The following is a 26,130-nucleotide window of genomic DNA, read 5'->3' as shown; positions in this document are numbered from 1 at the left end:
ATGTAGTTCGCGGAGAGGCTTTTCGTAGGAGCGGACTCCGTCCGCGATGGGATCGCAACGCGCCGGAGACCATCGCGGACAAAGTCCGCTCCTAAGGGAAACAGCGGTGCAGGATCGTAGGTCGGATAACCTGGAACAGGTTATCCGCCGCTCATCTCATGGCGGATAACGCTGACGCGTTATGCGCCCTACGAATGCGGGGCTCGGAGACCACCGGGAACTCTGTTCGCGAGCAAGCTCGCTCCTAGCAGGTTGCGGGGAGACCGGTGCGGGATCTAGAAATCGTGGATCTTCGGGTACTGGCCGAACAGTTCGCGCATGTCTTCCAGTGCAGACACCATGCGTTCATCGCTGCATTCGGCCCCCATGCACAGGCGCACCGCGCGTGGCCGGGGCGTGCCGCGGACCATGAACGGATCGGGTGGCGTGACGGCGATATGCCGGTGACGCAATTCACGCACCAGGCTGTCCAGCTCCCAGTGCTCGGGAATGCCGATCCAGGTGCTGAGCGAGTGCGGATCGCAGCCCCGCAGGTAGTCGCCAAGCCACTCGCGTACCAGCGCCTGGCGCTTCTCCAGCACGCGGCGTTGCAGGCCGATCAGCGCCTGGGCGTTGCCGTTGTGGATCCAGCGCGAGGCGACCTCCGCCAGCAGCGGCGTAGCCATCCAGCTGTTAACCCGCAGGATGCTCTCGGTGCGCAGCGCCAGCCGCCGCGGCATGGCCAGGTAGCCGATGCGCAGGCCGGTGAGCACGCTCTTGGTGAAGCTGGTGCAGTAGAACGACAGGTCCGGCAGGTAGTGGCTGATGGGCGGCGGGCGGCGCTCGCCGAGCAGCGGGCCGTAGACGTCGTCCTCGATCACGTACACGCCATAGCGCTGGGCGATGGCGGCGATCTCGCGGCGGCGCGAGTCGGGCATCAGGCAGGAGGTCGGGTTGTTCAGGTTGGGCGTGCACACCAGCGCGGTGATGCGCTCGTTGGCGCAGAGGTCTTCGAAGTGTTCCGGGTCGATGCCCTGCTTGTCGATTTCCACGCCCTTGAGGGTGAAGCCGAGCACCTGGGAATTGCCGATCACGCCGTGATCGGTGAGCTGTTCGCAGAGCACCACGTCGTCCGGCCCGGCCAGGGAGGCGAGGGCGAGGAAGATGCCGTGGGCCGCGCCGTTGGTGATCAGCACGTCGTCGCGTTCGCGCTGCAGGCCCAGTTGCGCCAGCCACTTCACCCCGGCATCGCGGTGCGCGTCGAAGCCGGCCACCGGGCGACAGGCGCGCATCCACGGCTGGTCGGTTTCCTGCGCCAGTTCGCGGCAGCTGTCCTGCCACAGGCGGTCGTGCTCGCGGGTGTGGACGATGCTGGCGATGGAGAAATCCACCAGCGCGCGCTCGGGGTGATCGACCATGTAGTGGGCCATGCCCTCAGTCATGCGCCGCGAGACGAAACTGCCGCGCCCCACCTCGCAACGCACCAGGCCCTGGCGCTCCAGTTCCTTGTAGGCGTTGGTCACGGTCTGCACGCTGATGCCCAGGCCATCGGCCACGTGGCGCTGCGGCGGCAGACGCTGGCCGTCGCTGAGCAGGCCCTGCTCGATGTCGCCGGCAATGGCCTGCACCAGGGTCTTGTACTTGGATTCGCCGACCCGCAGGTCGGCCAGGGCGCGACGCCAGGCTTCCATCTTCAGCGCTCCGTCTGGTCAGGTGTCCAGAGTGACCGACCAGCACACCGGCAGCAATTGTCCTAGTGCAATGTCAGGTAATCAGTCGCTTGCGTATGCTCGGGAGCAGGACACACGCAGGACATCCAGTGCCACGCCAGAGCGCATTGTCAGGCCCACGCAGAAAAAACCTGCGGATGCGTTCATCGCGACGGTGGCTTTTTCCCGCCGCGGGGTGGTCGATCAGGAACTGCCGCAAGGCTCCCGGTCTTAGTCTGGCGTCGAGCTTTTCACTCTCCACGCGGCAAGACAGCCGAGAGAGCCCAGAGCACTTCGGAAGGCCCCGTCCAGGGCCCGACCTACAAGAACAACAGTCGTACGACATTGCTACCTGCCATCCATCGCCGCGCGCCGCCCGCGTTCGGCAAGAGAAGATCAGGAGATCCGAAGATGAGTACCGCCCCTGTTTTCCTGCGCCGCCTGAGTCTTGCCTGCACCCTGCTGGTCGGCGCCGTCGCCAGCGCCGGCAGCTACGCCGAAACCACCCTGGAGCGCATCCAGAGCACCGGCACGGTGCGCATCGGCTACGCCAACGAGGCGCCCTTCGCCTACACCGAGACCTCCGGCAAGGTCACCGGTGAGTCGCCGGAAATCGCCAAGGCCATCTTCACCCAGATGGGCGTGAAGAAGATCGAGCCGGTGCTGACCGAATGGGGCGCGCTGATCCCCGGACTGCGCGCCGGACGCTTCGATGTGATCGCCGCCGGCATGTACATCACCCCGCCCCGTTGCCAGCAGGTGATCTTCACCGATCCGCACTACCAGATTCCCGACTCGCTGCTGGTGAAGAAGGGCAACCCGAAGAACCTGCACAGCTACGCCGACGTGAAGAACAACCCGGACGTGAAGCTGGCGATCATGTCCGGCACCGCCGAGCTGGGCTATGCCCGTGCCGAGGGCGTGGCCGAGGACCAGATCGTCCAGGTCCCCGACACCACCGCCCAGTTGCAGGCGGTGCGCGCCGGCCGCGCGGACGCCAGCGTCGGCACCGCGCTGACCATGAAGGGCCTGGCGGCCAAGGGCGGCGATTCGGTGGAAGCCATCGCCGACTTCAAGGACGACCCCGCGCACATCGGCTACGGCGCGCTGGCCTTCCGCCCGGACGACAAGGACCTGCGCGACGCGGTGAATGCCCAGCTGAAGAAATGGCTGGGCGGTGACGAGCACCTGGCGACGGTCAAGCCGTTCGGCTTCGACCAGTCCAACGTCACCGACAAGACCGCCGCCGAGCTCTGCAAACAGTGACCGGGCGGGGCGCGTCGCTGGCATAGGGCGCGTCGGCCTGGCCGTTGGGTCGAACCTGTCGCTACGGGATACGTACCATGGGTGAATTGCTTCCACTGCTGCTGGAGGGCGCCTGGATCACCGTCCAGGTGACCGTCTTCGGCTCCCTGCTGGCGGTCGCCGCCGCTATCATCGCCGCGCTGGGCCGGCTCGCGCCGTGGGCCGCGGTGCGCTGGGTGTCCATCGCCTACATCGAGCTGTTCCGCGGCACCTCGCTGCTGGTGCAGCTGTTCTGGCTTTACTTCGTGCTGCCGCTGCCGCCGTTCAACCTGGAGATGAGCGCCTACAGCGTGGCGATCATCGGCCTGGGCCTGCATATCGGCGCCTACGGCGCTGAAGTCATGCGCGGCGCCATCGGCTCGGTGCCCAAGGGGCAATACGAGGCGGCGCTGGCGCTGAACATGACGCCCTTCACGCGCTTTCGCCGGATCATCCTGCCGCAGGCGCTGCTCTGCGCGATCCCGCCGGGCACCAACCTGCTGATCGAGCTGCTGAAGAACACCTCACTGGTGTCGCTGATCACGCTGTCGGACCTGACCTTCCGCGCGCGCCAGCTGGACCAGGCAACCTTCGAAACCATGAAGATATTCGTCCTCACCCTGGTGCTGTACTTCGTCATGGCCCAGGTCATCGTCTTCCTCATGCGGCGCCTGGAGCGCTGGCTGGGGCACGGCCGCATCCACGGAGGCCTGTGATGAAATTCTTCGACTGGGATTTCGCCTGGCAGATCCTGCCGCAACTGCTGCACGCCTCGCTGCGCACCATCGCCATCACCCTGGTGGGCTTCGCCCTGGCGGTGGTGTTCGGCCTGCTCTTCGCCATTGGCCGGCGTAGCCGGCACTTCTGGCTGTCATGGCCGGCGGCCTGGCTGATCGAGTTCATCCGCAGCACGCCGCTGCTGATCCAGGTGTACTTCCTGTTCTATGTGCTGCCGCTCTACGGATTGAGCATGACGGCACTGGTGGCCGGCACCCTGGGCATCGCCCTGCACTACGCCTGCTATACCGCCGAGGTCTATCGGGCGGGGCTGGAGGCCGTGCCGCGCGGGCAATGGGAGGTGGTCACCGCGCTGAACTTCTCGCCGTTCAAGGCCTACCGCGAGGTGATCCTGCCCCAGGCGATCCGCCCGGTGCTGCCGGCGCTGGGCAACTACCTGATTGCCATGTTCAAGGACACCCCGGTGCTCTCCGCGATCACCGTGGTGGAGATCATGCAGCAGGCGAAGAACATCGGTTCCGACAGCTTCCGCTACCTGGAACCGATCACCCTGGTCGGGGTGTTCTTCCTGCTCATCTCCATCGGCCTGGCCAGCGTGGTGCGCCAGGTGGAAAAACGTACGGCGCTGCCATGATGGCTTCTTTCATGATTGAGAGCTCTGGAGGTACCCCGATGACCGTTCTTTCGATGTCCCCCCGCGTGGCCAGCCAGGACGCGCCGGCCGCGCGCGCCGAGACCGCCCAACCGATGGTCAGCTTCCGCAACGTGTGCAAGAGCTACGGCAGCTTCAGCGTGCTCAAGGACCTCAACCTGGAGGTCAAGGCTCACGAGAAGGTCGCCATCATCGGCCCCAGCGGCTCGGGCAAGTCGACGCTGCTGCGCGCACTGATGACCCTGGAAACCATCGACAGCGGGCTGATCGAAGTCGACGGCGAACCACTGACTCACCTCAAGCGTAACGACGCTCTGGTGCGCGCGCCGGAGAGCCACGTGCGCAAGGTGCGCAGCAAGATCGGTATGGTCTTCCAGAGCTTCAACCTGTTCCCGCACATGAGCGCTCTGCGCAACGTGATGGAAGCGCCCGTACAGGTACTGGGCATGCGCCGCGACGAGGCCCGCGAGCGCGCGGTGGAGCTGCTGGAAATGGTCGGCCTGGGCAACAAGCTGGAGCACTATCCGTCACAGCTCTCCGGCGGCCAGCAGCAGCGCGTGGCCATCGCCCGTGCCCTGGCGATGCGGCCCAAGGTGATGCTGTTCGACGAGGTGACCTCGGCGCTGGACCCGGAGCTGTGCGGCGAAGTGCTCAACGTGGTGCGCAAGCTGGGCGCCGAGCACAACCTGACCATGCTCATGGTCACCCACCAGATGGGCTTCGCCCGCGAGTTCGCCGACCGCGTGTGCTTCTTCCACCAGGGCAGCATCCTCGAGCAGGGCAGCCCGCAGCAGTTCTTCGGCAACCCGCAGCACGAGCGCACGCGGGCTTTCCTCAGTGCGGTGAACGAGGCGAATTGAAGCCACACGGCCCATGGCTTCGCTGCACCCGTAGGATGGTGTGGAGCGAAGCGATACCCATCGTTCACCCGTGGACATCGCCGATGGGTATCGCAAGCTCCACCCATCCTACGTCCGTGTTCTTCCAGTAAGACTGATCTCAGGCGTTGCCGACGAAGCGGAAACCCGCGCCCTCGGCGTCGGTACGCATCACTTCCATTTCCAGGATCGGCGCATCGAAGGGCATGTCCTGCACCTGGCCGGTGACCCGCGTGCCGGCGGGCAGGGCGGCGAGCACCTCGTGGCGCACGTAGACGCCGCCATCGGACAGGTCACGGGTATGGCCGAACACGTCACCGAAATCGGGATGGCTGATCTTGATCCGGCACTTCATCGGGGTACGCGGGTGTTGCCGTTGGTTCGACATGAAATGGCATCCGTCCTGAATGTCAGCGCCTTAATGGGCCTCAAACCCATCGGTCAGGTCAAGCCAGCAATTGCACCAGCAGCCAGAGATTGGCCGCGCTGATGACGCAGAACAGGGTCCAGGCCAGCACGCGGGTGAGCAGCGAGTTGGCGAACTCGCCCATCAGCGCGCGATCGCTGGTGAAGCGGATCAGCGGCCACAGCGCGAAGGGCAGCTGCAGGCTGAGCACCACCTGGCTCATCACCAGCAACTTGCCCACCGCCTTGTCGCCCAGCATCAGCACGCCGATCAGCGCCGGGATCAGCGCCAGGGCGCGGGTGATCAGGCGGCGCTGCCAGCAGGGGATCTTCATCTGCAGGAAGCCGTCCATGATCACCTGTCCGGCGATGGTGCCGGTGAAGGTGGAACTCTGCCCGGAGGCGAGCAGGGCGACGCCGAACAGGATCGCCGCCAGCCCGGTGCCCACCAGTGGTTCGAGCAGGCGGTAGGCGTCCTGGATTTCGGTGACGCCGGTGTGGCCGGTGTCGTGGAAGGCCGCGGCGGCGAGGATCAGGATCGCCGCGTTGATCAGCAGCGCGAGGCTCAGCGAGACCACGGTGTCGATGCGCGTCAGGCGGATCGCCGCGGCCTTGCCGTTGCTGCCGCTGACCTGCCGGGTCTGCACGATGGAGGAGTGCAGGTAGAGGTTGTGCGGCATCACCGTGGCGCCGAGGATGCCGATCGCCAGGTACAGCGGCTCGCGCTGGGTGACCGCATCCCAGCTGGGCAGGAAGCCGGCGGCGACGTCGGGCCAATAGGGTTTGATCAGGATCAGCTCGACCAGGTAGCAGCCGCCGATGGTGACGATCAGGCCCAGCATGATCGCTTCCAGGTGGCGGAAGCGCTGGCCCTTGAGGCCGAGCACGATGAGCGTGTCGAACGCGGTGAGGATCACGCCGGTGACCAGGTCGACGCCCAGCAGCAGGTGGAAGGCCAGGGCGCAGCCGAGCACTTCGGCGAGGTCCGTGGCGACGATGGAGAGTTCGGCCAGCAGCCATTGCAGGCGCGCCGCACCGAGGCTGTAGCGGCTGCGCGAGAGCTGCGCCAGGTCCTGGCCGGTGACGATGCCCAGGCGCATCGCCAGGCACTGCAGGACCATCCCCGCGAGGCTGGACAGCAGCACCACGAACAGCAGCTGGTAGCCGAAGCCCGAGCCAGCTTCGATGGCAGTGGCCCAGTTGCCCGGGTCCATGTAGCCGATGGACACCAGCAGGCCGGGGCCGGCGAACTGCAGGATGCGTTTCCACAACGGCGCGCCGGCGGCAACTTGGATGCTGCCTTTGACTTCCGAGGGACAGAACGGCGCGGTGGCGGTGGTCGGCAGGCCGAGCATGGGGGTGATTCCTGGCTTCTGAGTGGGCGTCTTGCCCTCTCCCTAACCCTCTCCCTGAAGGGAGAGGGGATTGTTCGGAGTTCATGGACAGTCCGGCGCTGACCGGTTACCTCCGTTACAGCGCTTCGCGCCGAACGGCTCCCTCTCCCTTCATGGGGGGGACGCCTAGTCAGAGGGCTGGGGAGAGGATCTTCCCGGCAAGCACAGAATCATCCTGCGGCTCAGTACCACTTCGCCTCCCCCTCGGGCCGCTTCTTGAAGCGCTTCATGGTCCACATGTACTGGCTCGGATAGGCGCGCACGTACTTGGCCAGCTCGCGGCTGAGGGCGGCGACCGAGACTTCCATATCCTTGTCGTACATGTCCGCTGGGGCGGCTTCAAGGATCACCTTGTAGCCGCTGCCATCGGGCAGGCGCACGGCATGGAAGAACACCCCGCGGGCCTTGCCGCGCGAGAGCAGCGAGGGCACGAACTTGCTGGTCAGCGCGGTGGTGCCCAGGTAGGGCACGAACAGGCCGGAACCCAGGTCCGGCTCCGGGTCGCAGGGAATGCCGACGCAACCGCCGTTCTTCACTTCCTTGATCACGCTCTTGATGCCCTCGGGAGTGGAGGGCGCCACGCGGTTGCCCAGCTGTACGCGCTGCTTCTTCAGCAGGTCGTCCACCGCCTTGAGCTTGGGCGGGCGGTAGAAAATGATCGGCTTGGCGTAGGAGCAGTAGAAGTGGTTGAGCACTTCCCAGTTGCCCAGGTGGCTGGTGATGCCGACCAGGCCATCGCCGGAGGCCAGCGCCTCTTCCAGCACTTCCATGCCTTCGACTTCGCGGATGTACTGCAGGGATTTCTGCGGCGACCACATCCAGGCGCAGGCGCTCTCGGTGAGCGTGCGGCCGATGTCCATCAGGCTTTGGCCGACCAGTTTTTCCAGCTCGGCTTCGGACAGCTCGGGGAAGCAGTGCGACAGGTTGATCCGCACGATCTCGCGGGAGCGGTTGGGCAACTTCCACATCAGCCAGCCGATGCCGGCGCCCAACGCCCCTACCGCGCGCCACGGCAGCATCGCGAACAAGCGCAGGAAGCCCACCACCAGCGCGCCCTTGAATTTCTCCACGGAAAACTCCTTCAAGCAGATGGCGGCCATTGTAGCCGCTCGCGCCGGCAAATCGGGCGCCTTCGAGACTCCACACAATCTCCACCCCGCGAGCACATTGCGCCCACGGCGCGCGCGCAACCTGCGGCCATCCGAACCCTTGGCCCGGAGGCCCGCGATGCGTACCCCAATATTCCTTGCACGGCTGTGCTGCCTGCTGCTGACGCTGGGCACCAGCCTGGCGGCGCTGGCTGCCGACGACAGTCCACAGAACGACAACACGGCCAGCCCCTACTTCTTCGTCGAGAATGCCGACGCTGCCGTCGACGCGCTGCCGCTCAAGGCCACCCACGTGGACGCCCGCGTGCTGGGCAACATCGCCGAAGTGACGGTGACCCAGGAATACCGCAACCAGGGCACGACACCGCTGGAAGCGCGCTACGTGTTCCCCGCCTCGACCCGCGCCGCCGTGCACGGCATGACCGTGCGCCTGGGCGAGCGGGTGATCCAGGCGCAGATTCGCGAGAAGCAGAAGGCCAAGGCCGAGTACCAGCAGGCCAGGAGCGAGGGCAAGACCGCCGCACTGCTGGAACAGGAGCGCGAGAACGTGTTCCAGATGAACGTCGCCAACATCCTCCCCGGCGACGTGGTGCAGGTGGAGCTGCGCTACAGCGAACTACTGGTGCCCAGCGACGGGCGCTTCCAGTTCGTCTTCCCCACCGTGGTGGGCCCGCGCTACAACGGCAAGGGCGCTTCGGGCAGCGGCAAGCAACCGTGGATCTCGACGCCATACCTGGCACAAGGACAAGCCTCGACGACAAGGTTCACCCTGCAGGTGGAACTGCTCGCCCCGGTGCAGATTGGCGAGATCACATCGCCCTCGCACCCCATCGAAATCCAGCGCGGCGGCCAGCGCGCCGCGATCCGCCTGGCTGGCGACGAAAGCGCCGGCAACAACCGAGACTTCATCCTCGATTACCGCCTGGGCGGTGACGCCGTACAGAGCGGCCTGTTGCTGTCGCGCGGCGAAAAGGAAAATTTCTTCCTCGCCATGGTCACGCCACCGCGTGCCCCGCAAGCCAGGCTCATCGTGCCGCGCGACTATGTGCTCATCGTCGATGTGTCCGGCTCCATGAACGGCTTCCCGCTGGACACCACCAAGGCGCTGCTGCGCGACCTGATCGGCCGCCTGCGCCCCAGCGACACCTTCAACCTGCTGCTGTTCTCCGGCGACAACCGCAAGCTCGCCGAGACCTCCCTGGCGGCCACGCCGGCCAACGTTCGGCGCGCCACCGATATGCTCGATGGCGAGCAGGGCGCCGGCGGTACCGAGCTGATGCCGGCGCTGCGCGAGGCGCTGGCGATGCCCACCGACCCGGAGCGTTCGCGCAGCTTCGTGGTGATCACCGACGGCTTCGTCACGGTGGAAAGCAGCGCCTACCAGCTGGTGCGGGAGAACCTGAGCAAGGCCAACCTGTTCGCCTTCGGCATCGGCACCTCGGTGAACCGCAGCCTGATCGAAGGCCTGGCGCGGGCGGGGCAGGGCGAGCCGTTCATCGTCACCGACCAGCGCTCGGCCGGCGAGCAGGCCGAACGCCTGCGGCGCATGATCGACAGCCCACTGCTGCAGGGTATCCACGCCCGTTTCGAAGGCCTCGACGCCTACGACGTGGAGCCGCAGCAACTGCCCGACCTGTTCGCCAATCGTCCGCTGGTGCTGTTCGGCAAATGGAAGGGCGAGCCGCGCGGTGCCTTGCAGATCGACGCACGTGCGGCTGACGGACCGTTCCAGGCGCGCCTGCCGATCAGTAGTGAAAGCCTCACCGACAAGGGCGATGCACTGGCTCATCTGTGGGCCCGCCAACGGGTCGCCAGCCTGATGGACCAGGAAGCGCTCGACGGCGGCTTCGAGTTCAGCTCGCAGATCCTCGACCTCGGCCTGAAGTACCAGCTGCTCACGCCCTACACCTCGTTCATCGCCGTTGACCAGCAGGTGCGCAATCCCGATCCGCAGGCCAGCAAGACAGTCGACCAACCCCTGCCGCTGCCCCAGGGGGTGAACAACAGCGCCATCGGCAGCAGCGTTCCCGGCACGCCGGAGCCGGGCGTGTGGGCGATGCTGCTGCTCGCCGCAGCGGGAGCCTGCTGGTGGCGGAGGAGAGCGGCATGATCCGCCGCCTGCCCGGCTGGAGCTGGCTGCTGCTCTGCGCGCTGGCAGCCTGGCCGAGCTGGCTGTGGGCGGCGCGGCGTCTCGGCGATGGTTCGGATGATCCGCTGGGCATCATCGCCCTGGCCGTTCTGGGACTGTTGCTCTGGCGTGATCGCTGCAGCCTGCGCGGGCAGCCTCGCTGGCGCTGGCTGGGCGTCGCCGCCGTGCTGCTGATCGCCGCTGCAATCTCCCAGCCGATCCTCCCGCCACTGCTGCGCGGACTGCTCTCGGTGCTGGCGCTGATGCTGGCGGTTCTCGGCCTGCGCTCGCCTGGTCAACCCTGGCTGGCCTGGCTGGGGCTGGGCGTGCTGTCGCTGCCGCTGCTTTCGTCGCTGCAGTTCTTTATCGGTTATCCGCTGCGAGTGGTCACCGCCGAGGTCAGTTCCTGGCTGCTGCGCCTGATTAGCGGGTCGGTGGAACGGCAGGGCAGTGCGCTGCTGGTGGACGGCCAGTGGGTGATGGTCGACGCACCCTGCTCGGGTATCCAGATGGCCTGGGTCGGCTACTTCAGCGCCTGCGCACTGGCGGCCTGGCAGCGTCTGCCGGACCGCCTGCTGCTGCGCCGCCTGCCGCTGGTGGGCGCGCTGGTGCTGGGCGGCAATATCCTGCGCAACACGCTGCTGGTTTGGGGCGAGAGCGGGGCGAGCGGGTTTCCCGGCTGGGCTCACGAGGGCATCGGCTTGCTGGTATTCGCCGGGGTCTGCGGGATGATTTTCCGGGTAATGGGACAACGGACTTTTGCGCTGTCGCCTGCCGAACCGGCTCCGCCGATCACTGCAACGCGCCGGGCGAGCGGCCTTCTCGCTGCGCTGTTGCTGGCGGCGCTGTGGCCACTGCTGGCGCCGGTCTCCGCGCCAACGCTTTCGCGGACAGCCCATGAATGGCCGCTGCAGTTCGAAGGTCGCGCCCTGCGTCCGCTGGCGCTGTCGCCGGTCGAGCAGCGCTTCGCCGAGGACTTCCCCGGCCAGCTCGGCCGCTTTACCGATGGCCAGCGCAGCATCGTGCTGCGCCACGTCCTGCGGCCGACGCGCAAGCTGCACCCGGCGGAGGACTGCTTCCGCGCGCTGGGCTATCGCATCGAGCAGACGCAGCTGCGCCAGCGGGTGGCCGCGCCGGGCCTGCAGCGCTGCTTCGTGGTGAGTCGAGAAGGCGTGCGGCTGCAGGTCTGCGACTACATCGAGGACGCCGCCGGCCAGTCCTTCTCCGATACCTCGGCCTGGTACTGGTCGGCGCTCGCCGGCCGCAGCCAGGGCCCCTGGCAGGCGGTCACCCTGGCCAGCCCGCTGCCTTAGGCGCGGGTGAGCTGGGCGTAGCGGTCGCAGTCGACGGTGTGATCCATCACCATGCCGGTGGCCTGCATGAAGGCGTAGCAGATGGTCGGGCCGACGAAGTTGAAACCGGCCTTGCGCAGGGCCTTGCTCATGGCCTCGGCCTCGGGCGTCACCGCCGGCACGTCGCCGCGTTCGCGGAAGTGATTGACCTTGGGCTGGCCGCCGACGAAGGACCAGAGGAAGGTCACCGGATCCTCCAGCTTCAGCCAGGCCTGGGCGTTCTGCCGCGCCGCCTTGAGCTTGGCGAAGTTGCGGATGATGCCGGGGTCCTGCATGCGCTCCTCGATTTCCTCGTCGGTCATGCGCGCCAGGCGTTCGGGGTCGAAGCCGAACAGCACCTCGCGGTAGCGCTCGCGCTTCTTCAGCACGGTGATCCACGACAGCCCGGCCTGGGCGCCCTCGAGGAGGATCATCTCGAACAGCGCCCGCGCGTCGCGCTGTGGCACGCCCCACTCGTTGTCGTGGTAGTCGATGTACAGCGGGTCGTCGTTACACCAGAAGCAGCGAGGCATGGCGGTCGTCCTGACAGGGAAAATCCGACTATAGACAATTCACTGTATGAAAATACAGTCAATCGATCGGTTTTCCTGCCAATCCGTGAACTCCCGCTGGGCGCCCGGAAAGCGCTGTGAGGCCCAAGCGGCAAGCGTCTTGGGGTATACTGCCGGGTTTTAGTCGCATATCCAGCACAGGTGATTTTCGTGAGCCAGACTACGCCCGCCGTGCCCACCTTCCAGGACCTGATCCTCGCCCTGCAAAAATACTGGGCCGATCAGGGCTGCGTGGTGCTGCAGCCCTACGACATGGAAGTAGGCGCCGGCACCTTCCACACCGCCACCTTCCTCCGCGCCGTGGGCCCGGAAACCTGGAACGCGGCCTACGTGCAACCGAGCCGCCGTCCGACCGACGGCCGCTACGGCGAGAACCCCAACCGCCTGCAGCACTACTACCAGTTCCAGGTGGTCCTCAAGCCCAACCCGGAAAACTTCCAGGAACTGTACCTGGGCTCGCTGCAGGCCATCGGCATCGACCCGCTGGTGCACGACATCCGCTTCGTCGAGGACAACTGGGAATCGCCAACTCTTGGCGCGTGGGGCCTGGGCTGGGAAATCTGGCTGAACGGCATGGAAGTCACCCAGTTCACCTACTTCCAGCAGGTGGGCGGCATCGAGTGCTACCCGGTCACCGGTGAGATCACCTACGGCCTGGAACGCCTGGCCATGTACATCCAGGGCGTCGATTCGGTGTACGACCTGGTGTGGGCCGACGGCCCGTTCGGCAAGGTCACCTATGGCGATGTGTTCCATCAGAACGAGGTGGAGCAGTCGACCTACAACTTCGAACACGCCAACGTCGAGAAGCTGTTTGAGCTGTTCGACTTCTACGAAAGCGAAGCCAACCGCCTGATCGAGCTGCAGCTGCCGCTGCCGACCTACGAGATGGTCCTCAAGGCCTCGCATACCTTCAACCTGCTGGACGCCCGCCGCGCCATCTCGGTGACCGAGCGTCAGCGCTACATCCTGCGCGTGCGCACCCTGGCCCGCGCCGTGGCGCAGAGCTACCTGCAGGCGCGCGCCCGCCTCGGCTTCCCGATGGCCACCCCCGAATTGCGTGACGAAGTACTGGCCAAGCTGAAGGAGGCCGAATAATGAGCGCGAAGGATTTCCTCGTCGAACTGGGCACCGAAGAGCTGCCACCCAAGGCGCTGAAAAGTCTCGGTGAAGCCTTCCTGGCCGGCATCGAGAAGGGCCTCAAGGCCGCCGGCCTGACCTACGCCGCCGCGCGCTGCTACGCCGCGCCGCGCCGCCTGGCCGTGCAGATCGACCAGCTCGCCGTGCAGCAGCCCGATCGCACCGTGAACCTCGACGGCCCGCCGCTGCAGGCCGCCTTCGACGCCAGCGGCAACCCGACCCAGGCCGCCCTGGGCTTCGCCAAGAAGTGCGGCGTGGACCTGGAGCAGATCGACAAGAGCGGCCCGAAGCTCAAGTTCAGCCAGACCATCGCCGGCCAACCCGCCGTGGGCCTGCTGCCGGGCATCGTCGAAGCCTCGCTGAACGACCTGCCGATTCCCAAGCGCATGCGCTGGGCGGCCCGCCGTGAAGAGTTCGTGCGTCCGACCCAGTGGCTGGTGATGCTGTTCGGCGATGATGTCGTCGACTGCGAGATCCTCACCAGAAAGGCCGGTCGCGAATCCCGTGGCCACCGTTTCCACAATCCAGCCAACGTGCGCATTTCGGCGCCGGGCAACTACCTGGAAGACCTGCGCAGCGCCTACGTGCTGGCCTACTTCGCCGAGCGCCGGGCGATCATCTCCAAGCGTGTCGCCGAACTGGCTGCCGAGCAGAAGGGCAGCGCCATTGTTCCGGCCGACCTGCTGGACGAAGTGACCGCGCTGGTCGAGTGGCCCGTGCCGCTGGTGTGCTCCTTCGAGGAGCGCTTCCTCGCCGTGCCGCAGGAAGCCCTGATCACCACCATGCAGGACAACCAGAAGTACTTCTGCCTGCTGGACGCCAACGGCAAGCTGCTGCCGCGCTTCATCACCGTGGCCAACGTCGAGAGCAAGGCGCCGGAGCAGATCATTTCCGGCAACGAGAAGGTCGTGCGTCCGCGCCTGACCGACGCCGAGTTCTTCTTCAAGCAGGACCAGAAGCAGCCGCTGGAAGCCTTCAACGCCCGTCTGAAGAACGTGGTGTTCCAGGCCCAGCTCGGCACCGTCTACGAGAAAGCCGAGCGCGTTTCCAAACTGGCCGCCTACATCGCCGCACGCATCGGCGGTGACGCCACCAATGCTGCCCGCGCCGGCATCCTCTCCAAGTGCGACCTGGCCACCGAGATGGTCGGCGAATTCCCGGAAATGCAGGGCATCGCCGGTTACTACTACGCCACTGCCGGTGGTGAGGCCAAGGACGTCGCCCTGGCGCTGAACGAGCAGTACATGCCACGCGGCGCCGGCGCCGAACTGCCGAGTACCCTGACCGGTGCCGCGGTGGCCGTGGCCGACAAGCTCGACACCCTGGTCGGCATCTTCGGTATCGGCATGCTGCCCACCGGCAGCAAGGACCCGTACGCCCTGCGCCGTGCCGCCCTGGGCGTGCTGCGCATCCTCATCGAGAAGCAGCTGGACCTGGACCTGGTCGACGCCATCTGTGTGGCCGTTGCCCAGTACGGCGACAAGGTGAAGGCTGACGGCCTGTCCGAACAGGTGCAGGACTTCGTCTTCGACCGCCTGCGCGCCCGCTACGAGGACGAAGGCGTCGACGTGGCCGTGTACCAGGCCGTACGTGCGCTCAAGCCGACCGCTCCGCTGGACTTCGACCAACGCGTGCAGGCGGTGCAGGCCTTCCGTCAGCTGCCCGAAGCGGCTGCCCTGGCGGCTGCCAACAAGCGCGTGTCGAACATCCTGGCCAAGGCCGAAGGCGACGTACCTGCCGCCGTCGACGCCGGTCTGTTCACCGAGTCCGCCGAGAAGGCCCTTGGCAGCGCCGTAGCAGCAGCCGAAAGCGAAGTGGCTCCGCTGGCCGCAGCTCGCGACTATCGCGCTGCCCTGGCCCGCCTGGCAGCCCTGCGTGCGCCGGTCGATGCCTTCTTCGAGGAAGTGCTGGTCAACGCCGACGACAACGCCGTGAAGGCCAACCGCTACGCGTTGCTGGCGAAGCTGCGCGGGTTGTTCCTCGGCGTCGCCGACATCTCCCTGTTGGGCTAACCGCCCAACGGCTACAGGCTTCAGGCGGCAAGCTGCAGGCGTGCGCTCCGCCTGCAGCCTGTGGCTTGCAGCCTGAAGCCATCTCATGAAACTACTGATCCTCGACCGCGACGGTGTCATCAACCAGGACTCCGACGCCTACATCAAATCCCTCGACGAGTGGATTCCGATCCCCAGCGCGATCACCGCCATCGCCCGCCTGAGCAAGGCCGGCTGGACCGTGGCCGTGGCCACAAACCAATCGGGCATCGCCCGCGGCTACTACGACCTGGCGACGCTGGAAAGCATGCACCAGCGCCTGCGCGAACTGGTGGCGGAGCAGGGCGGTGAACTCGGCGTGGTGGTCTACTGTCCCCATGGTCCCGACGATGGCTGCGACTGCCGCAAGCCGAAACCCGGTATGCTGCGACAGATTGCCCAGTATTACGGCACAGACCTGCAAGGAGTCTGGTTCGTCGGTGACAGTCGGGGTGACCTGGACGCCGCGCTGGCCGTCGATTGTCAGCCCGTGTTGGTAAAGACCGGCAAGGGCGAACGAACCCTGGCCAAGCCGTTGCCCGAAGGCACGCTGGTATTCGACGATCTGGCGGCCGTTGCCGACCAACTTCTTTCCTGAGGACCCATTCCCCATGTCGATAGTGCAGGCCATCAGAACCGTTCTCTTCTACCTGCTGCTGTCGTCCAGCGCCTTCGTCTGGGGCACCCTCAGCCTGCTCATCGCGCCCTTCCTGCCGTACCGTGCGCGCTACCGTTTCATCGCCCAGGCCTGGTGCAAGTTCGCCGTCTGGCTGGCCTCCTGGATGGTCGGCGTGCGCTACGAACTCAAGGGGGCGGAGAATATCCCCGAGCAGCCCTGCGTGATCCTCGCCAAGCATCAGAGCACCTGGGAGACCTTCTTCCTCACGGGCTACTTCGAGCCGGTTGCCCAGGTGCTCAAGCGCGAGCTGCTGTTCGTTCCCTTCTTCGGCTGGGCAATGGCCCTGCTCAGGCCCATTGCCATCGACAGAAGCCAACCCAAGGCCGCGCTCAAGCAACTGGCCCGGATCGGCGATCAGCGCCTCAAGCAGGGCGCCTGGGTGGTGGTCTTCCCGGAAGGCACGCGCATTCCTACCGGCCAGATGGGCAAGTTCTCCCGCGGCGGCGCCGCCCTGGCGGTGAATGCCCAACTGCCGGTGCTGCCGATTGCCCACAACGCCGGGCACTGCTGGCCGAAGAATGGCTGGGCGAAGTATCCCGGCACCATCCAGGTGGTGATCGGCCCGGTCATGTACGCCGAAGGGGAGGGCCCGCGCGCCATCGCCGAACTCAACCAGCGCGCCGAGAACTGGGTTGCGCAGACTCTGCGCGACATGGGCGAGCTGCCAGCCGATGCGACCCCGCAGACGGTCGCCGAAGCGTCCTGAGGCATTCTCAGGAGCAAAAAGAAAGGGCCCCGAAGGGCCCTTTCTTTTTGCCTGGAACTTCCCGGATCAGACGTCCAGGTTGGACACCGCCAGAGCGTTGCTTTCGATGAAGTCGCGGCGCGGCTCCACGGCATCGCCCATCAGGGTGTTGAACAGCTGGTCGGCAGCGATGGCGTCCTCGATGGTTACCTTGAGCATGCGACGCACGTTCGGGTCCATGGTGGTTTCCCAAAGCTGATCCGGGTTCATCTCGCCCAGACCTTTGTATCGCTGGATGCTGTGGCGCTTGGTGCCTTCGGTCATCAGCCATTCCAGCGCTTCCTTGAAGCTGCTGACGTTCTTCTTGCGCTCGCCCTTCTGCACGTAGGCGCCATCTTCCAGCAGGCTGTTCAGCTTGCTGCCCAGCTCGGTCACTGCGCGGTAATCGTTGCTGGCAAAGAAGTCACGGTTGAAGGTGACGTAGCTCGACAGGCCGTGGGCGACCATCTCGACTTCTGGCAGCCACAGGTGACGCTCACGGTCCTCGCGCAGGCTGACCTTGTAGACCAGGCCGGATTTCTCGGCTGCCTTCAGGCGCGCCGAGTATTGCTCCAGCCAGGCCTGCATGGCGGCCTGGTCGCCCAGTTGGTCAACCTCGATGCGCGGCAGGTAGACGAAGTGCTCGGTGAGATCCTGCGGGTACAGGCGGGACAGACGGGCGAGGGTACGCATGACGCCGCGATACTCGTTGACCAGCCCCTCCAGCGCTTCGCCGGACAGGCCCGGGGCGCTTTCATTGACGTGCACGCTGGCATCTTCGAGGGCCGACTGGGTCATGTATTCCTCCATGGCCACGTCGTCCTTGATGTACTGCTCCTGCTTGCCGCGCTTCACCTTGTACAGCGGCGGCTGGGCGATATAGATGTAGCCGCGCTCGACCAGCTCCGGCAGCTGACGGAAGAAGAAGGTCAGCAGCAGGGTGCGGATGTGCGAACCGTCGACGTCAGCATCGGTCATGATGATGATGTTGTGGTAACGCAGCTTGTCGATGTTGTACTCCTCGCGACCGATACCGCAGCCCAGCGCGGTGATCAGCGTGCCGACCTCCTGGGAGGACAGCATCTTGTCGAAGCGAGCCTTCTCGACGTTGAGGATCTTGCCCTTGAGCGGCAGGATCGCCTGGGTCTTGCGGTTACGGCCCTGCTTCGCAGAACCGCCCGCGGAGTCACCTTCCACGATGTACAGTTCGGAGAGGGCGGGGTCCTTCTCCTGGCAGTCGGCGAGCTTGCCCGGCAGGCCGGCGATATCCAGCGCACCCTTGCGGCGGGTCATCTCACGGGCCTTGCGCGCAGCCTCACGGGCACGGGCGGCGTCGATCATCTTGCCGACCACGGCCTTGGCTTCGTTCGGGTTTTCCAGCAGGAAGTCGGCGAAGTACTTGCCCATCTCCTGTTCCACGGCGGTCTTCACCTCCGAGGAAACCAGCTTGTCCTTGGTCTGCGAGCTGAACTTCGGATCCGGCACCTTCACCGAAATGATCGCGGTCAGACCTTCGCGGGCGTCGTCACCGGTGGTGGCGATCTTGAACTTCTTCGCCAGGCCTTCCTGCTCGATGTAGTTGTTCAGGTGGCGGGTGAGGGCGGAGCGGAAGCCCGCCAGGTGGGTACCGCCGTCACGCTGGGGAATGTTGTTGGTGAAGCAGAGGATGTTCTCGTTGAAGCTGTCGTTCCACTGCAGGGCGACTTCCACGCCGACGCCGTCTTCTTCGCGCTGGCAGTTGAAGTGGAAGACCTGGTTCACCGCGGTCTTGTTGGTATTCAAGTATTCGACGAAGGCGCGCAGGCCACCCTCGTACTTGAACAGCTCTTCCTTGCCGGCACGCTCGTCGCGCAGGACGATGCCGACGCCGGAGTTCAGGAAGGACAGCTCACGGATCCGCTTGGCCAGGATGTCCCAGCTGAAGTGGATGTTGTGGAAGGTTTCCGGAGACGGCTTGAAGTGCACCTCGGTACCCGAACCGTCGGTATCGCCTACCGGGCGCAGCGGGAATTGCGGTACGCCGTGGTGGTAGACCTGCTCCCAGACCTTGCCTTCGCGACGGATGGTCAGGCGTAGCTCGTGGGAGAGAGCGTTCACTACCGACACACCCACACCGTGGAGACCACCGGAGACTTTGTAGCTGTTGTCGTCGAACTTACCGCCGGCGTGAAGGACGGTCATGATGACCTCGGCCGCGGAGACCCCTTCTTCCTTGTGGATATCCACCGGAATGCCGCGACCGTTGTCGCGCACGGTGATGGATTCATCGGTGTGAATGGTGATGCTGATCTCGCTGCAATAGCCTGCCAGCGCTTCGTCGATCGAGTTGTCCACGACCTCGAAGACCATGTGGTGCAGGCCAGTGCCGTCGTCGGTATCACCGATGTACATGCCCGGACGCTTACGTACGGCATCCAGCCCCTTCAGTACCTTGATACTGGAAGAGTCGTAGGTGTTCTCGCTCATTCTTCACTCCCGATGGTAGTGTCCTGAGAGACGCGCCCATGTTCCACGTGGAACATCGACACCGGCGTTTCCGTTTGCCAGCCGTCTTTCAATAAGTGCGGATCGACGCAGGTGATGAATACCTGGCAACCCAGATCTTCGAGAAGTCGGCACAACGACAACCGATGCTTCTCATCCAATTCGGAGGGGAGGTCATCCACCAGGTAAACGCACTGTCCGCGCTTGGCCTGGTTGATCAAGTGCCCCTGGGCGATCCGCAGCGCGCAGACCACCAGTTTCTGTTGACCGCGGGACAGTATCTCCGCGGCATTGTGTCCCCCCAGGCGAATTCTCAGATCCGCCCGTTGCGGTCCTGCCTGGGTGTGTCCCATCTGCTGATCGCGCAGCAGACTGGAAGACAGCACATCGGTCAGGTCGCGCTCCTTGTCCCAACCCCGGTAATAGCTGAGCGTCAGATCATCGATCTGGATCAGCTCGGCCAGAGTCCGCTCGAACTGGGGTTTTAGAGCCTGGATATAGGACCGTCGGTAGGCGTCGATTTCGTCGCTCGCCGAGCACAATTCGCGGTCCCACGCGGCCTGCGAAGCACCGTCCAGTTTACCATGTCGGAGCCACGAGTTCCGCTGCCGCAGGGCCTTCTGCAGTCTTTGCCAGGCGACCATGAAGCGTTGTTCCACGTGGAACACTCCCCAGTCGAGGAACTGCCGGCGAATCTTCGGCGCACCTTCCAGCAGGCGGAAGCTGTCCGGATTGATCAGTTGCAGCGGCAGGGTTTCAGCTAACTGCGCGGCACTGCGGGCATTCTGGCCGTCGATGCGAATCTGGAACTCGCCCTGGCGATCGCGGGAAACCCCCAGGCTGCTATCGAAGCCGTTGCCCAGGCGAACCTGTCCGAACACCGTGCAAGCCGGTTCTTCGTACTGGATGACAGGTTGCAGGCGCATGCTGCGGAAGGAACGGGCGAGGCCGAGCAGGTAAATGGCTTCCAGCACGCTGGTCTTGCCGCTGCCGTTTTCGCCGTAGAGGATGTTGATGCGGGGGGAGGGGGAGAAGGTCACCGGGTGCAGGTTGCGCACCGCGGTGACCGAAAGGCGGGTAAGGGACATCGATACGCGTCAGAGGCGCATCGGCATGACGACGTAGGCGGAGTCGTCGTTGTCCGCTTCCTGCACCAGGGCACTGCTGTTGGAATCGGAGAGGATCATGCGCACCTGCTCGGTACCCATCACACCCAGCACATCCAGCAGGTAGCTGACGTTGAAGCCGATTTCCAGATTGCCACCGTTGTAGTCCACCTGTACTTCTTCTTCCGCTTCTTCCTGTTCCGGGTTGTTCGCCTGGATTTTCAGGAGACCGTTGGAGAGTTGCAGGCGAATGCCGCGGTACTTCTCGTTGGACAGGATCGCGGTACGGCTGAACGCTTCACGCAGCACCTGGCGGTCGCCGATGACCAGCTTGTCGCCACCCTTGGGCAGCACGCGCTCGTAATCGGGGAACTTGCCGTCGACCAGCTTGGAGGTGAAGGTGAACTCGCCGGTGGTTGCACGGATGTGGTGTTGGCCAAGGACGATGGACACTTCGCCGTCCTGCTCGGTGAGCAGGCGCGCCAGTTCGAGGATGCCTTTACGCGGCACGATGACCTGATGGCGATCCTGGGCTTCCGGCACGCCATTGCTCAGCGAGCACATGGCCAGACGGTGACCGTCGGTGGCAACCGCGCGCAGGGTGCCGCCGCCCACTTCCAGCAGCATGCCGTTGAGGTAGTAGCGGACGTCCTGCTGCGCCATGGCGAAGCTGGTGCGATCGATCAGGCGACGCAGCTTGCTCTGCACCAGGCTGAAGGTCAGCGAACCCGGGCCTTCTTCCACGGTGGGGAAGTCGTTGGCCGGCAGGGTGGACAGGGTGAAGCGGCTGCGGCCGGCCTTCACCAGGAGCTTCTGCTCGTCGACGCGGATATCGATCACGGCGTCGCTGGGCAGGCTCTTGCAGATGTCCATCAGCTTGCGCGCCGGCACGGTGATCTCGCCCGGTTCGGCGGCATCTTCCAGGGCGACACGACCCACCAGTTCGACTTCCAGGTCGGTACCGGTGAGCGACAGCTGCTGGCCTTCGACGACCAGCAGGACGTTGGAAAGAACCGGCAGCGTCTGGCGGCGCTCGACAACGCCAGCGACCAGTTGCAGGGGTTTCAACAGAGCTTCGCGTTGAATAGTGAAATGCATGGTCTAGTCCCTTGCCTCGTGAGGCTGCGTCAGGTGGTCAGAGTACGCAGCAGGTTCTTGTAGTCCTCGCGGATATCCGCGTCGGATTCCTTGAGTTGAGCGATCTTACGACAGGCGTGCAGCACCGTGGTGTGATCCCGACCGCCGAAGGCCACGCCGATCTCCGGCAGGCTGTGGTTGGTCAGTTCCTTGGAAAGTGCCATGGCTACCTGGCGCGGACGGGCCACCGAGCGCGAGCGGCGCTTGGACAGCAGGTCGGCGATCTTGATCTTGTAGTACTCGGCGACGGTGCGCTGGATGTTGTCGATGCTGACCAGCTTGTCCTGCAGGGCCAGCAGGTCCTTCAGCGACTCGCGGATCAGCTCGATGGTGATCGGCCGGCCCATGAAGTGGGAGTGGGCGATCACGCGCTTGAGCGCACCTTCCAGTTCACGCACGTTGGAGCGGATGCGCTGGGCGATGAAGAACGCAGCGTCGTGCGGCAGCTCAACCTTGGCCTGCTCGGCCTTCTTCATCAGGATCGCCACGCGGGTTTCCAGCTCCGGCGGCTCGACGGCCACCGTCAGGCCCCAACCGAAGCGCGACTTCAGGCGCTCTTCCAGGCCCTCGATCTCCTTCGGGTAGCGGTCGCTGGTCAGGATGACCTGCTGGCCGCCTTCGAGAAGGGCGTTGAAGGTGTGGAAGAACTCTTCCTGGGAACGCTCCTTGCGGGCGAAGAACTGGATGTCGTCGATCAGCAGCGCGTCCACCGAACGGTAGAAGCGCTTGAATTCGTTGATGGCGTTGAGCTGCAGCGCCTTCACCATGTCCGCGACGAAACGCTCCGAATGCAGGTACACGACCTTGGCATTGGGATTCTTCTTCAGCAGGTGGTTACCCACAGCATGCATCAGGTGGGTCTTGCCCAGGCCGACGCCACCATAAAGGAAGAGCGGGTTGTAACCATGCTTGAGGTTGTCCGCCACCTGCCAGGCTGCCGCGCGGGCCAGCTGGTTGGACTTGCCTTCGACAAAATTCTCGAAGGTAAAGGTGCGGTTGAGATAGCTGGTGTGCTTGAGCGCACCTTCCACCTGCACATTGCGTTCGGTACGCACAGCAGTGGCAGGCATGGCCGCGGCCAGCGGATCGATGCCCGGACTCGACTCGTCGAGATCGGCCATGGTCTGCACCGGTGCCGCCTGAACCGGATGTGGCTCGGGCATCGCCTGGGCAACAACCGGCGCCGGCGCAGCCACGGGAACAGGCGCGACTGCCACCGGGGCGGCCTGCACGGTCACCTGGGGCGTCGGCACCAGGGCAGGGCGCGGAGTACGGCTGCGACGGCTGCCGATCAGCAGCGAAATCGCCGGAATCTGGCCATTGCCGCGCTCGCTCAGCAGCTCGAGCATGCGCCCCATGTACTTCTCGTTGACCCAGTCGAGTACGAAGCGGTTGGGTGCGTAGACGCGCAGCTCCTCAGCCTCGGCCTCGACCTGCAGAGGTCGGATCCAGGTATTGAATTGCTGGGACGGCAGCTCGTCGCGCAGAAGCTCCACGCACTGCTGCCAAAGTTCCACGGACACGGATATCCCCCAAAAGAAGTCGCAAAGCGAAACAGACCGCCATTGTATCCCCGCGAGACCAACTTATCCACAGTTAACAGCGCTGAGATGCAAGCAAAATCAAGGTGTTAATGATTTTACCGGCGGTCGGGTTGTAGCGCCTTGAACCTTGTGGATAACCGCTTGATGGGGCAGGGGAAGACTCGGTTGATGGTTCTGTGGAAAAAATCGCTGTGGAAAAAACTCCATTCCATACCCAGCTTTCCAACCGGCCTCACACAAGCCGCCCACGTCTTCCCGACAGGGTTATCATTGCCCCGGAACCGCCAGCGCAAAGACCCGGACTGAGTTATGCACAGGCAAGTGCCCGCCTAAACATAATCATCGCTTCAATCTTTAAAAAAGAGATTTCCTCCCTTTCTATAGATTTTGTATCCGGGCCTGGTTGGAAATTGACCTGACCGCCCGATTTCACTAGAATCGCCGGTCTCTTTAAACGGGGTCACTGCGACCTCATGTCGTCAAACCCAGGTACCGAATCATGAAACGTACTTTCCAACCCAGCACCCTCAAGCGCGCTCGCGTGCACGGCTTCCGCGCTCGTATGGCCACCAAGAACGGTCGTCAGGTTCTGTCGCGTCGTCGCGCCAAAGGCCGTAAGCGTCTGACCGTCTGATTTGTCTGACACAGGTGGTGAGTCGAGATTTCAGCCGGGATAAACGTCTTCTGACAGCCCGGCAATTCACAGCAGTCTTCGACTCCCCCACCTCCAAGGTTCCCGGCAAGCACATCCTGCTGCTGGCGCGCGAAAACGGTCTCGATCATCCCCGTCTGGGCCTGGTGATCGGCAAGAAGAACGTCAAGCTCGCCGTCGAGCGCAACCGCCTCAAACGCCTTCTCCGTGAGTCCTTCCGGCATAACCAGCAGAAGCTGGCCGGCCTGGATATCGTGGTGATCGCGCGCAAAGGGCTCGGCGATCTGGAGAATGAAGAGCTGCACCAGCAGTTCGGCAAGCTCTGGAAACGTCTGTTGCGCAATCGGCCCAGCCCGGAACCTTCGACAGAATCTCCGGGAGTGGCCGACAGTTCCCATGCGTAGACTGGCGCTGTTACTGATCCAGTTTTACCGCTACGCCATCAGTCCCATGATGGGCAGGCACTGTCGTTTCTACCCCAGCTGTTCCTGCTACGCGCAGGAAGCCATTGAAACCCATGGCTTCCTGCGTGGTGGCTGGCTGGCCGCTCGTCGCCTCGGCCGCTGCCACCCCTGGCATCCCGGTGGCTACGATCCGGTACCGCCAGATCCTTCCAAGCCCGCCCCTTCCTCGACGGCCGAGTAACCATGGACATCAAACGTTCAATCCTATTCGTCGCCCTGGCAATCGTGTCCTATGCGCTGGTTCTCCAGTGGAACAAGGACTACGGCCAGCCCGAACTGCCGGCGCAGACCGCGACCTTCAATCAGACTGAAGGCCTGCCGGACACTTCCGTGCCTGCCGGCAACGCGGCCAATGCCGACGTCCCCACCACGCAGAACGCCCAGGCCAGCCTGCCCACCGAGCAGAAGCCGGCGGCCAGTGACCAGCTGATCCGCGTGAAGACCGATGTCCTGGACCTCGCCATCGACCCGCGCGGCGGCGACGTGGTCAAGCTCGGCCTGACCCAGTACCCGCTGCGCCAGGATCGTCCGGACGTACCGTTCCCGCTGTTCGAGCGTGATCAGCAGCGTACCTACCTGGCCCAGAGCGGCCTGACCGGCGCCAACGGCCCGGATGCCGCTGCCAGCGGTCGCCCGCTTTACGCCACCGCCAAGCCTGTCTACGAACTGGCCGACGGCCAGGACCAGATGGTCGTCGACCTGACTTATGCACAGGCTGGCGTCAGCTACATCAAGCGTTTCACCTTCCATCGCGGTCTGAAGAACGACTGCACCGAGAAGGAAAAGGCGCAGAAGAAGCTCGAGTGCATCAACCCAGATGCCTATCAGGTTGGCGTGAGCTACCTGATCGACAACCAGAGCGACAAACCGTGGAACGCTTCGCTGTTCGCCCAGCTCAAGCGTGACGCCAGCGTCGACCCGTCCTCCACCACCGCTACCGGCGTATCGACCTACCTCGGCGCCGCGGTCTGGACCCCTGAAAAGCCCTACGTGAAAGTGTCCATGAAGGACATGGACAAGGAGCAGTTCAAGGAAACCGTCCAGGGTGGCTGGGTAGCCTGGCTGCAGCACTACTTCGTCACCGCCTGGGTACCCGCCAAGGGCGATACCCACAGCGTGATGACCCGCAAGGATGCCCAGGGCAACTACATCGTCGGCTACACCGGTCCCAACCTGAGCGTTGCGCCGGGAGCCAAGGGCGAAACCAGCATGACCCTGTATGCCGGCCCGAAACTGCAGGCGTACCTGAAGGAACTGTCCCCGGGTCTGGAACTGACCGTCGACTACGGTCCGCTGTGGTTCATCGCCCAGCCGATCTTCTGGCTGCTGCAACATATCCACAACCTGGTGGGTAACTGGGGCTGGTCGATCATCTTCCTGACCATCGTCATCAAACTGGCCTTCTTCCCGCTGTCCGCCGCCAGCTACCGCTCCATGGCCCGCATGCGCGCCGTGTCGCCGAAACTGGCTGCGCTGAAGGAACAGCATGGCGATGATCGCCAGAAGATGTCCCAGGCAATGATGGAGCTGTACAAGAAAGAGAAGATCAACCCGCTGGGCGGCTGCCTGCCGATCCTGGTGCAGATGCCGGTCTTCCTCTCCCTGTACTGGGTACTCCTGGAAAGCGTCGAGATGCGCCAGGCCCCGTGGCTGGGCTGGATCGTCGACCTCTCGGTGAAGGATCCGTTCTTCATCCTGCCGATCATCATGGGCGCCACCATGCTGGTGCAGCAGATGCTCAACCCGACGCCGCCGGACCCCATGCAGGCCAAGGTGATGAAGCTGATGCCGATCATCTTCACCTTCTTCTTCCTGTGGTTCCCGGCCGGTCTGGTGCTGTACTGGGTTGTGAACAACTGCCTGTCCATCGCACAGCAGTGGTACATTACCCGTCGGATCGAAGCGGCGGCGAAGAAGGCTTCTGCCTGATATCGCCCCCCGATGCTGATCGACAAGACGCCCCCTCGTGGGGCGTTTTGCTATGTGGATAA

22 protein-coding genes and 1 pseudogene are annotated in these 26,130 nt (G+C 64.5%); 14 read left to right on the top strand and 9 right to left on the bottom strand.

Annotated elements, in window-relative coordinates; all coding sequences use genetic code 11:
- Positions 1-275 precede the first annotated feature (275 nt).
- Positions 276-1,670, bottom strand: coding sequence for a PLP-dependent aminotransferase family protein (locus tag HNP46_RS03220; RefSeq protein ID WP_184586071.1), 1,395 nt, complete (start codon positions 1,668-1,670; stop codon positions 276-278).
- A gap of 429 nt (positions 1,671-2,099) precedes the next feature.
- Here HNP46_RS03220 and ehuB point away from each other — a divergent pair, with 429 nt between their 5' ends.
- From ehuB to ehuA, 4 genes are all read left to right on the top strand, one after another.
- Entirely contained in the window at positions 2,100-2,954 is an 855-nt protein-coding gene (ehuB, locus tag HNP46_RS03215) for an ectoine/hydroxyectoine ABC transporter substrate-binding protein EhuB (protein ID WP_184586070.1), read from the top strand.
- Positions 2,955-3,031: 77 nt separating this feature from the next.
- Positions 3,032-3,688 (top strand): ectoine/hydroxyectoine ABC transporter permease subunit EhuC, encoded by a 657-nt coding sequence (gene ehuC, locus HNP46_RS03210; RefSeq protein ID WP_184586069.1) that lies wholly within the window; start codon positions 3,032-3,034, stop codon positions 3,686-3,688.
- Positions 3,688-4,344 (top strand): ectoine/hydroxyectoine ABC transporter permease subunit EhuD, encoded by a 657-nt coding sequence (ehuD, locus tag HNP46_RS03205; RefSeq protein WP_184586068.1) that lies wholly within the window; start codon positions 3,688-3,690, stop codon positions 4,342-4,344. The genes ehuC and ehuD overlap by 1 nt, the downstream gene beginning before the upstream one ends.
- A gap of 53 nt (positions 4,345-4,397) precedes the next feature.
- Complete coding sequence (ehuA, locus tag HNP46_RS03200) at positions 4,398-5,222, top strand: ectoine/hydroxyectoine ABC transporter ATP-binding protein EhuA (RefSeq protein WP_311771794.1); 825 nt, start codon at positions 4,398-4,400, stop codon at positions 5,220-5,222.
- A gap of 139 nt (positions 5,223-5,361) precedes the next feature.
- Here the strand turns inward: ehuA and HNP46_RS03195 are convergent, their stop codons facing one another.
- The 3 genes from HNP46_RS03195 to HNP46_RS03185 all read right to left on the bottom strand — a co-directional run bounded on the left by HNP46_RS03195 (position 5,362) and on the right by HNP46_RS03185 (position 8,109).
- Complete coding sequence (locus tag HNP46_RS03195) at positions 5,362-5,628, bottom strand: PilZ domain-containing protein (protein ID WP_184586067.1); 267 nt, start codon at positions 5,626-5,628, stop codon at positions 5,362-5,364.
- Between the two features lie 58 nt (positions 5,629-5,686).
- The gene (locus tag HNP46_RS03190) at positions 5,687-7,000 is read right to left on the bottom strand and encodes an Nramp family divalent metal transporter (protein ID WP_184586066.1); all 1,314 of its coding nucleotides are present in this window, start codon (positions 6,998-7,000) and stop codon (positions 5,687-5,689) included.
- A 221-nt stretch (positions 7,001-7,221) separates the two neighbouring features.
- A complete protein-coding gene (locus HNP46_RS03185; protein WP_184586065.1) occupies positions 7,222-8,109 on the bottom strand; it encodes a lysophospholipid acyltransferase in 888 nt (295 codons plus the stop codon).
- A 157-nt stretch (positions 8,110-8,266) separates the two neighbouring features.
- On the opposite strand from HNP46_RS03185, the gene HNP46_RS03180 reads away from it, so the two are divergent.
- On the top strand, positions 8,267-10,258 hold the full coding sequence (locus HNP46_RS03180) for a VIT domain-containing protein (RefSeq protein ID WP_184586064.1): 1,992 nt from the start codon (positions 8,267-8,269) through the stop codon (positions 10,256-10,258).
- On the top strand, positions 10,255-11,589 hold the full coding sequence (xrtQ, locus tag HNP46_RS03175) for an exosortase Q (protein WP_184586063.1): 1,335 nt from the start codon (positions 10,255-10,257) through the stop codon (positions 11,587-11,589). Before HNP46_RS03180 ends, xrtQ begins: the two co-directional genes overlap by 4 nt.
- Here the strand turns inward: xrtQ and HNP46_RS03170 are convergent.
- A complete protein-coding gene (locus HNP46_RS03170; protein WP_184586062.1) occupies positions 11,586-12,140 on the bottom strand; it encodes a DNA-3-methyladenine glycosylase I in 555 nt (184 codons plus the stop codon). The two genes, xrtQ and HNP46_RS03170, sit on opposite strands and share 4 nt — an antisense overlap.
- A gap of 189 nt (positions 12,141-12,329) precedes the next feature.
- Here HNP46_RS03170 and glyQ point away from each other — a divergent pair, with 189 nt between their 5' ends.
- The 4 genes from glyQ to HNP46_RS03150 all read left to right on the top strand — a co-directional run bounded on the left by glyQ (position 12,330) and on the right by HNP46_RS03150 (position 16,734).
- Positions 12,330-13,277 (top strand): glycine--tRNA ligase subunit alpha, encoded by a 948-nt coding sequence (glyQ, locus tag HNP46_RS03165; protein WP_015474809.1) that lies wholly within the window; start codon positions 12,330-12,332, stop codon positions 13,275-13,277.
- Entirely contained in the window at positions 13,277-15,331 is a 2,055-nt protein-coding gene (gene glyS / locus HNP46_RS03160; protein ID WP_184586061.1) for a glycine--tRNA ligase subunit beta, read from the top strand. The genes glyQ and glyS overlap by 1 nt, the downstream gene beginning before the upstream one ends.
- 85 nt (positions 15,332-15,416) lie before the next feature.
- Positions 15,417-15,947 (top strand): D-glycero-beta-D-manno-heptose 1,7-bisphosphate 7-phosphatase, encoded by a 531-nt coding sequence (gene gmhB, locus HNP46_RS03155; RefSeq protein WP_184586060.1) that lies wholly within the window; start codon positions 15,417-15,419, stop codon positions 15,945-15,947.
- A 13-nt stretch (positions 15,948-15,960) separates the two neighbouring features.
- On the top strand, positions 15,961-16,734 hold the full coding sequence (locus tag HNP46_RS03150) for a lysophospholipid acyltransferase family protein (protein ID WP_184586059.1): 774 nt from the start codon (positions 15,961-15,963) through the stop codon (positions 16,732-16,734).
- A 66-nt stretch (positions 16,735-16,800) separates the two neighbouring features.
- On the opposite strand, the gene gyrB is transcribed toward HNP46_RS03150, so the two are convergent.
- The 4 genes and pseudogenes from gyrB to dnaA form a co-directional block, all read right to left on the bottom strand.
- Positions 16,801-19,218 carry a DNA topoisomerase (ATP-hydrolyzing) subunit B gene (gyrB, locus tag HNP46_RS03145; RefSeq protein WP_184586058.1) on the bottom strand — a complete coding sequence of 806 codons (2,418 nt, stop codon included), beginning with the start codon at positions 19,216-19,218 and terminating at the stop codon, positions 16,801-16,803.
- 3 nt (positions 19,219-19,221) lie between these two features.
- A pseudogene (gene recF / locus HNP46_RS03140) lies at positions 19,222-20,324 on the bottom strand (DNA replication/repair protein RecF).
- A 9-nt stretch (positions 20,325-20,333) separates the two neighbouring features.
- Positions 20,334-21,440, bottom strand: coding sequence for a DNA polymerase III subunit beta (gene dnaN / locus HNP46_RS03135; RefSeq protein WP_184586056.1), 1,107 nt, complete (start codon positions 21,438-21,440; stop codon positions 20,334-20,336).
- Positions 21,441-21,469: 29 nt separating this feature from the next.
- On the bottom strand, positions 21,470-23,002 hold the full coding sequence (dnaA, locus tag HNP46_RS03130) for a chromosomal replication initiator protein DnaA (RefSeq protein ID WP_184586055.1): 1,533 nt from the start codon (positions 23,000-23,002) through the stop codon (positions 21,470-21,472).
- 520 nt (positions 23,003-23,522) lie between these two features.
- Here dnaA and rpmH point away from each other — a divergent pair.
- Genes rpmH through yidC form a run of 4 tightly spaced genes read left to right on the top strand, consistent with a single transcriptional unit; the run spans position 23,523 to position 26,068 of the window.
- Positions 23,523-23,657 (top strand): 50S ribosomal protein L34, encoded by a 135-nt coding sequence (gene rpmH, locus HNP46_RS03125; protein WP_003100258.1) that lies wholly within the window; start codon positions 23,523-23,525, stop codon positions 23,655-23,657.
- Positions 23,658-23,671: 14 nt separating this feature from the next.
- Positions 23,672-24,079, top strand: coding sequence for a ribonuclease P protein component (gene rnpA / locus HNP46_RS03120; protein WP_026079029.1), 408 nt, complete (start codon positions 23,672-23,674; stop codon positions 24,077-24,079).
- Positions 24,072-24,320, top strand: a complete 249-nt coding sequence (yidD, locus tag HNP46_RS03115; protein WP_015479779.1) for a membrane protein insertion efficiency factor YidD — start codon at positions 24,072-24,074, stop codon at positions 24,318-24,320. The genes rnpA and yidD overlap by 8 nt, the downstream gene beginning before the upstream one ends.
- A gap of 2 nt (positions 24,321-24,322) precedes the next feature.
- The gene (gene yidC, locus HNP46_RS03110) at positions 24,323-26,068 is read left to right on the top strand and encodes a membrane protein insertase YidC (protein ID WP_184586054.1); all 1,746 of its coding nucleotides are present in this window, start codon (positions 24,323-24,325) and stop codon (positions 26,066-26,068) included.
- Positions 26,069-26,130 lie beyond the last annotated feature (62 nt).

Source organism: Pseudomonas nitroreducens (genome assembly GCF_014204515.1).
GTDB classification, from domain to species: domain Bacteria; phylum Pseudomonadota; class Gammaproteobacteria; order Pseudomonadales; family Pseudomonadaceae; genus Pseudomonas; species Pseudomonas nitritireducens_A.
The sequence above is the reverse complement of the archived record's forward strand: the minus strand, read 5'-3'. Positions and strand labels throughout refer to the sequence as shown.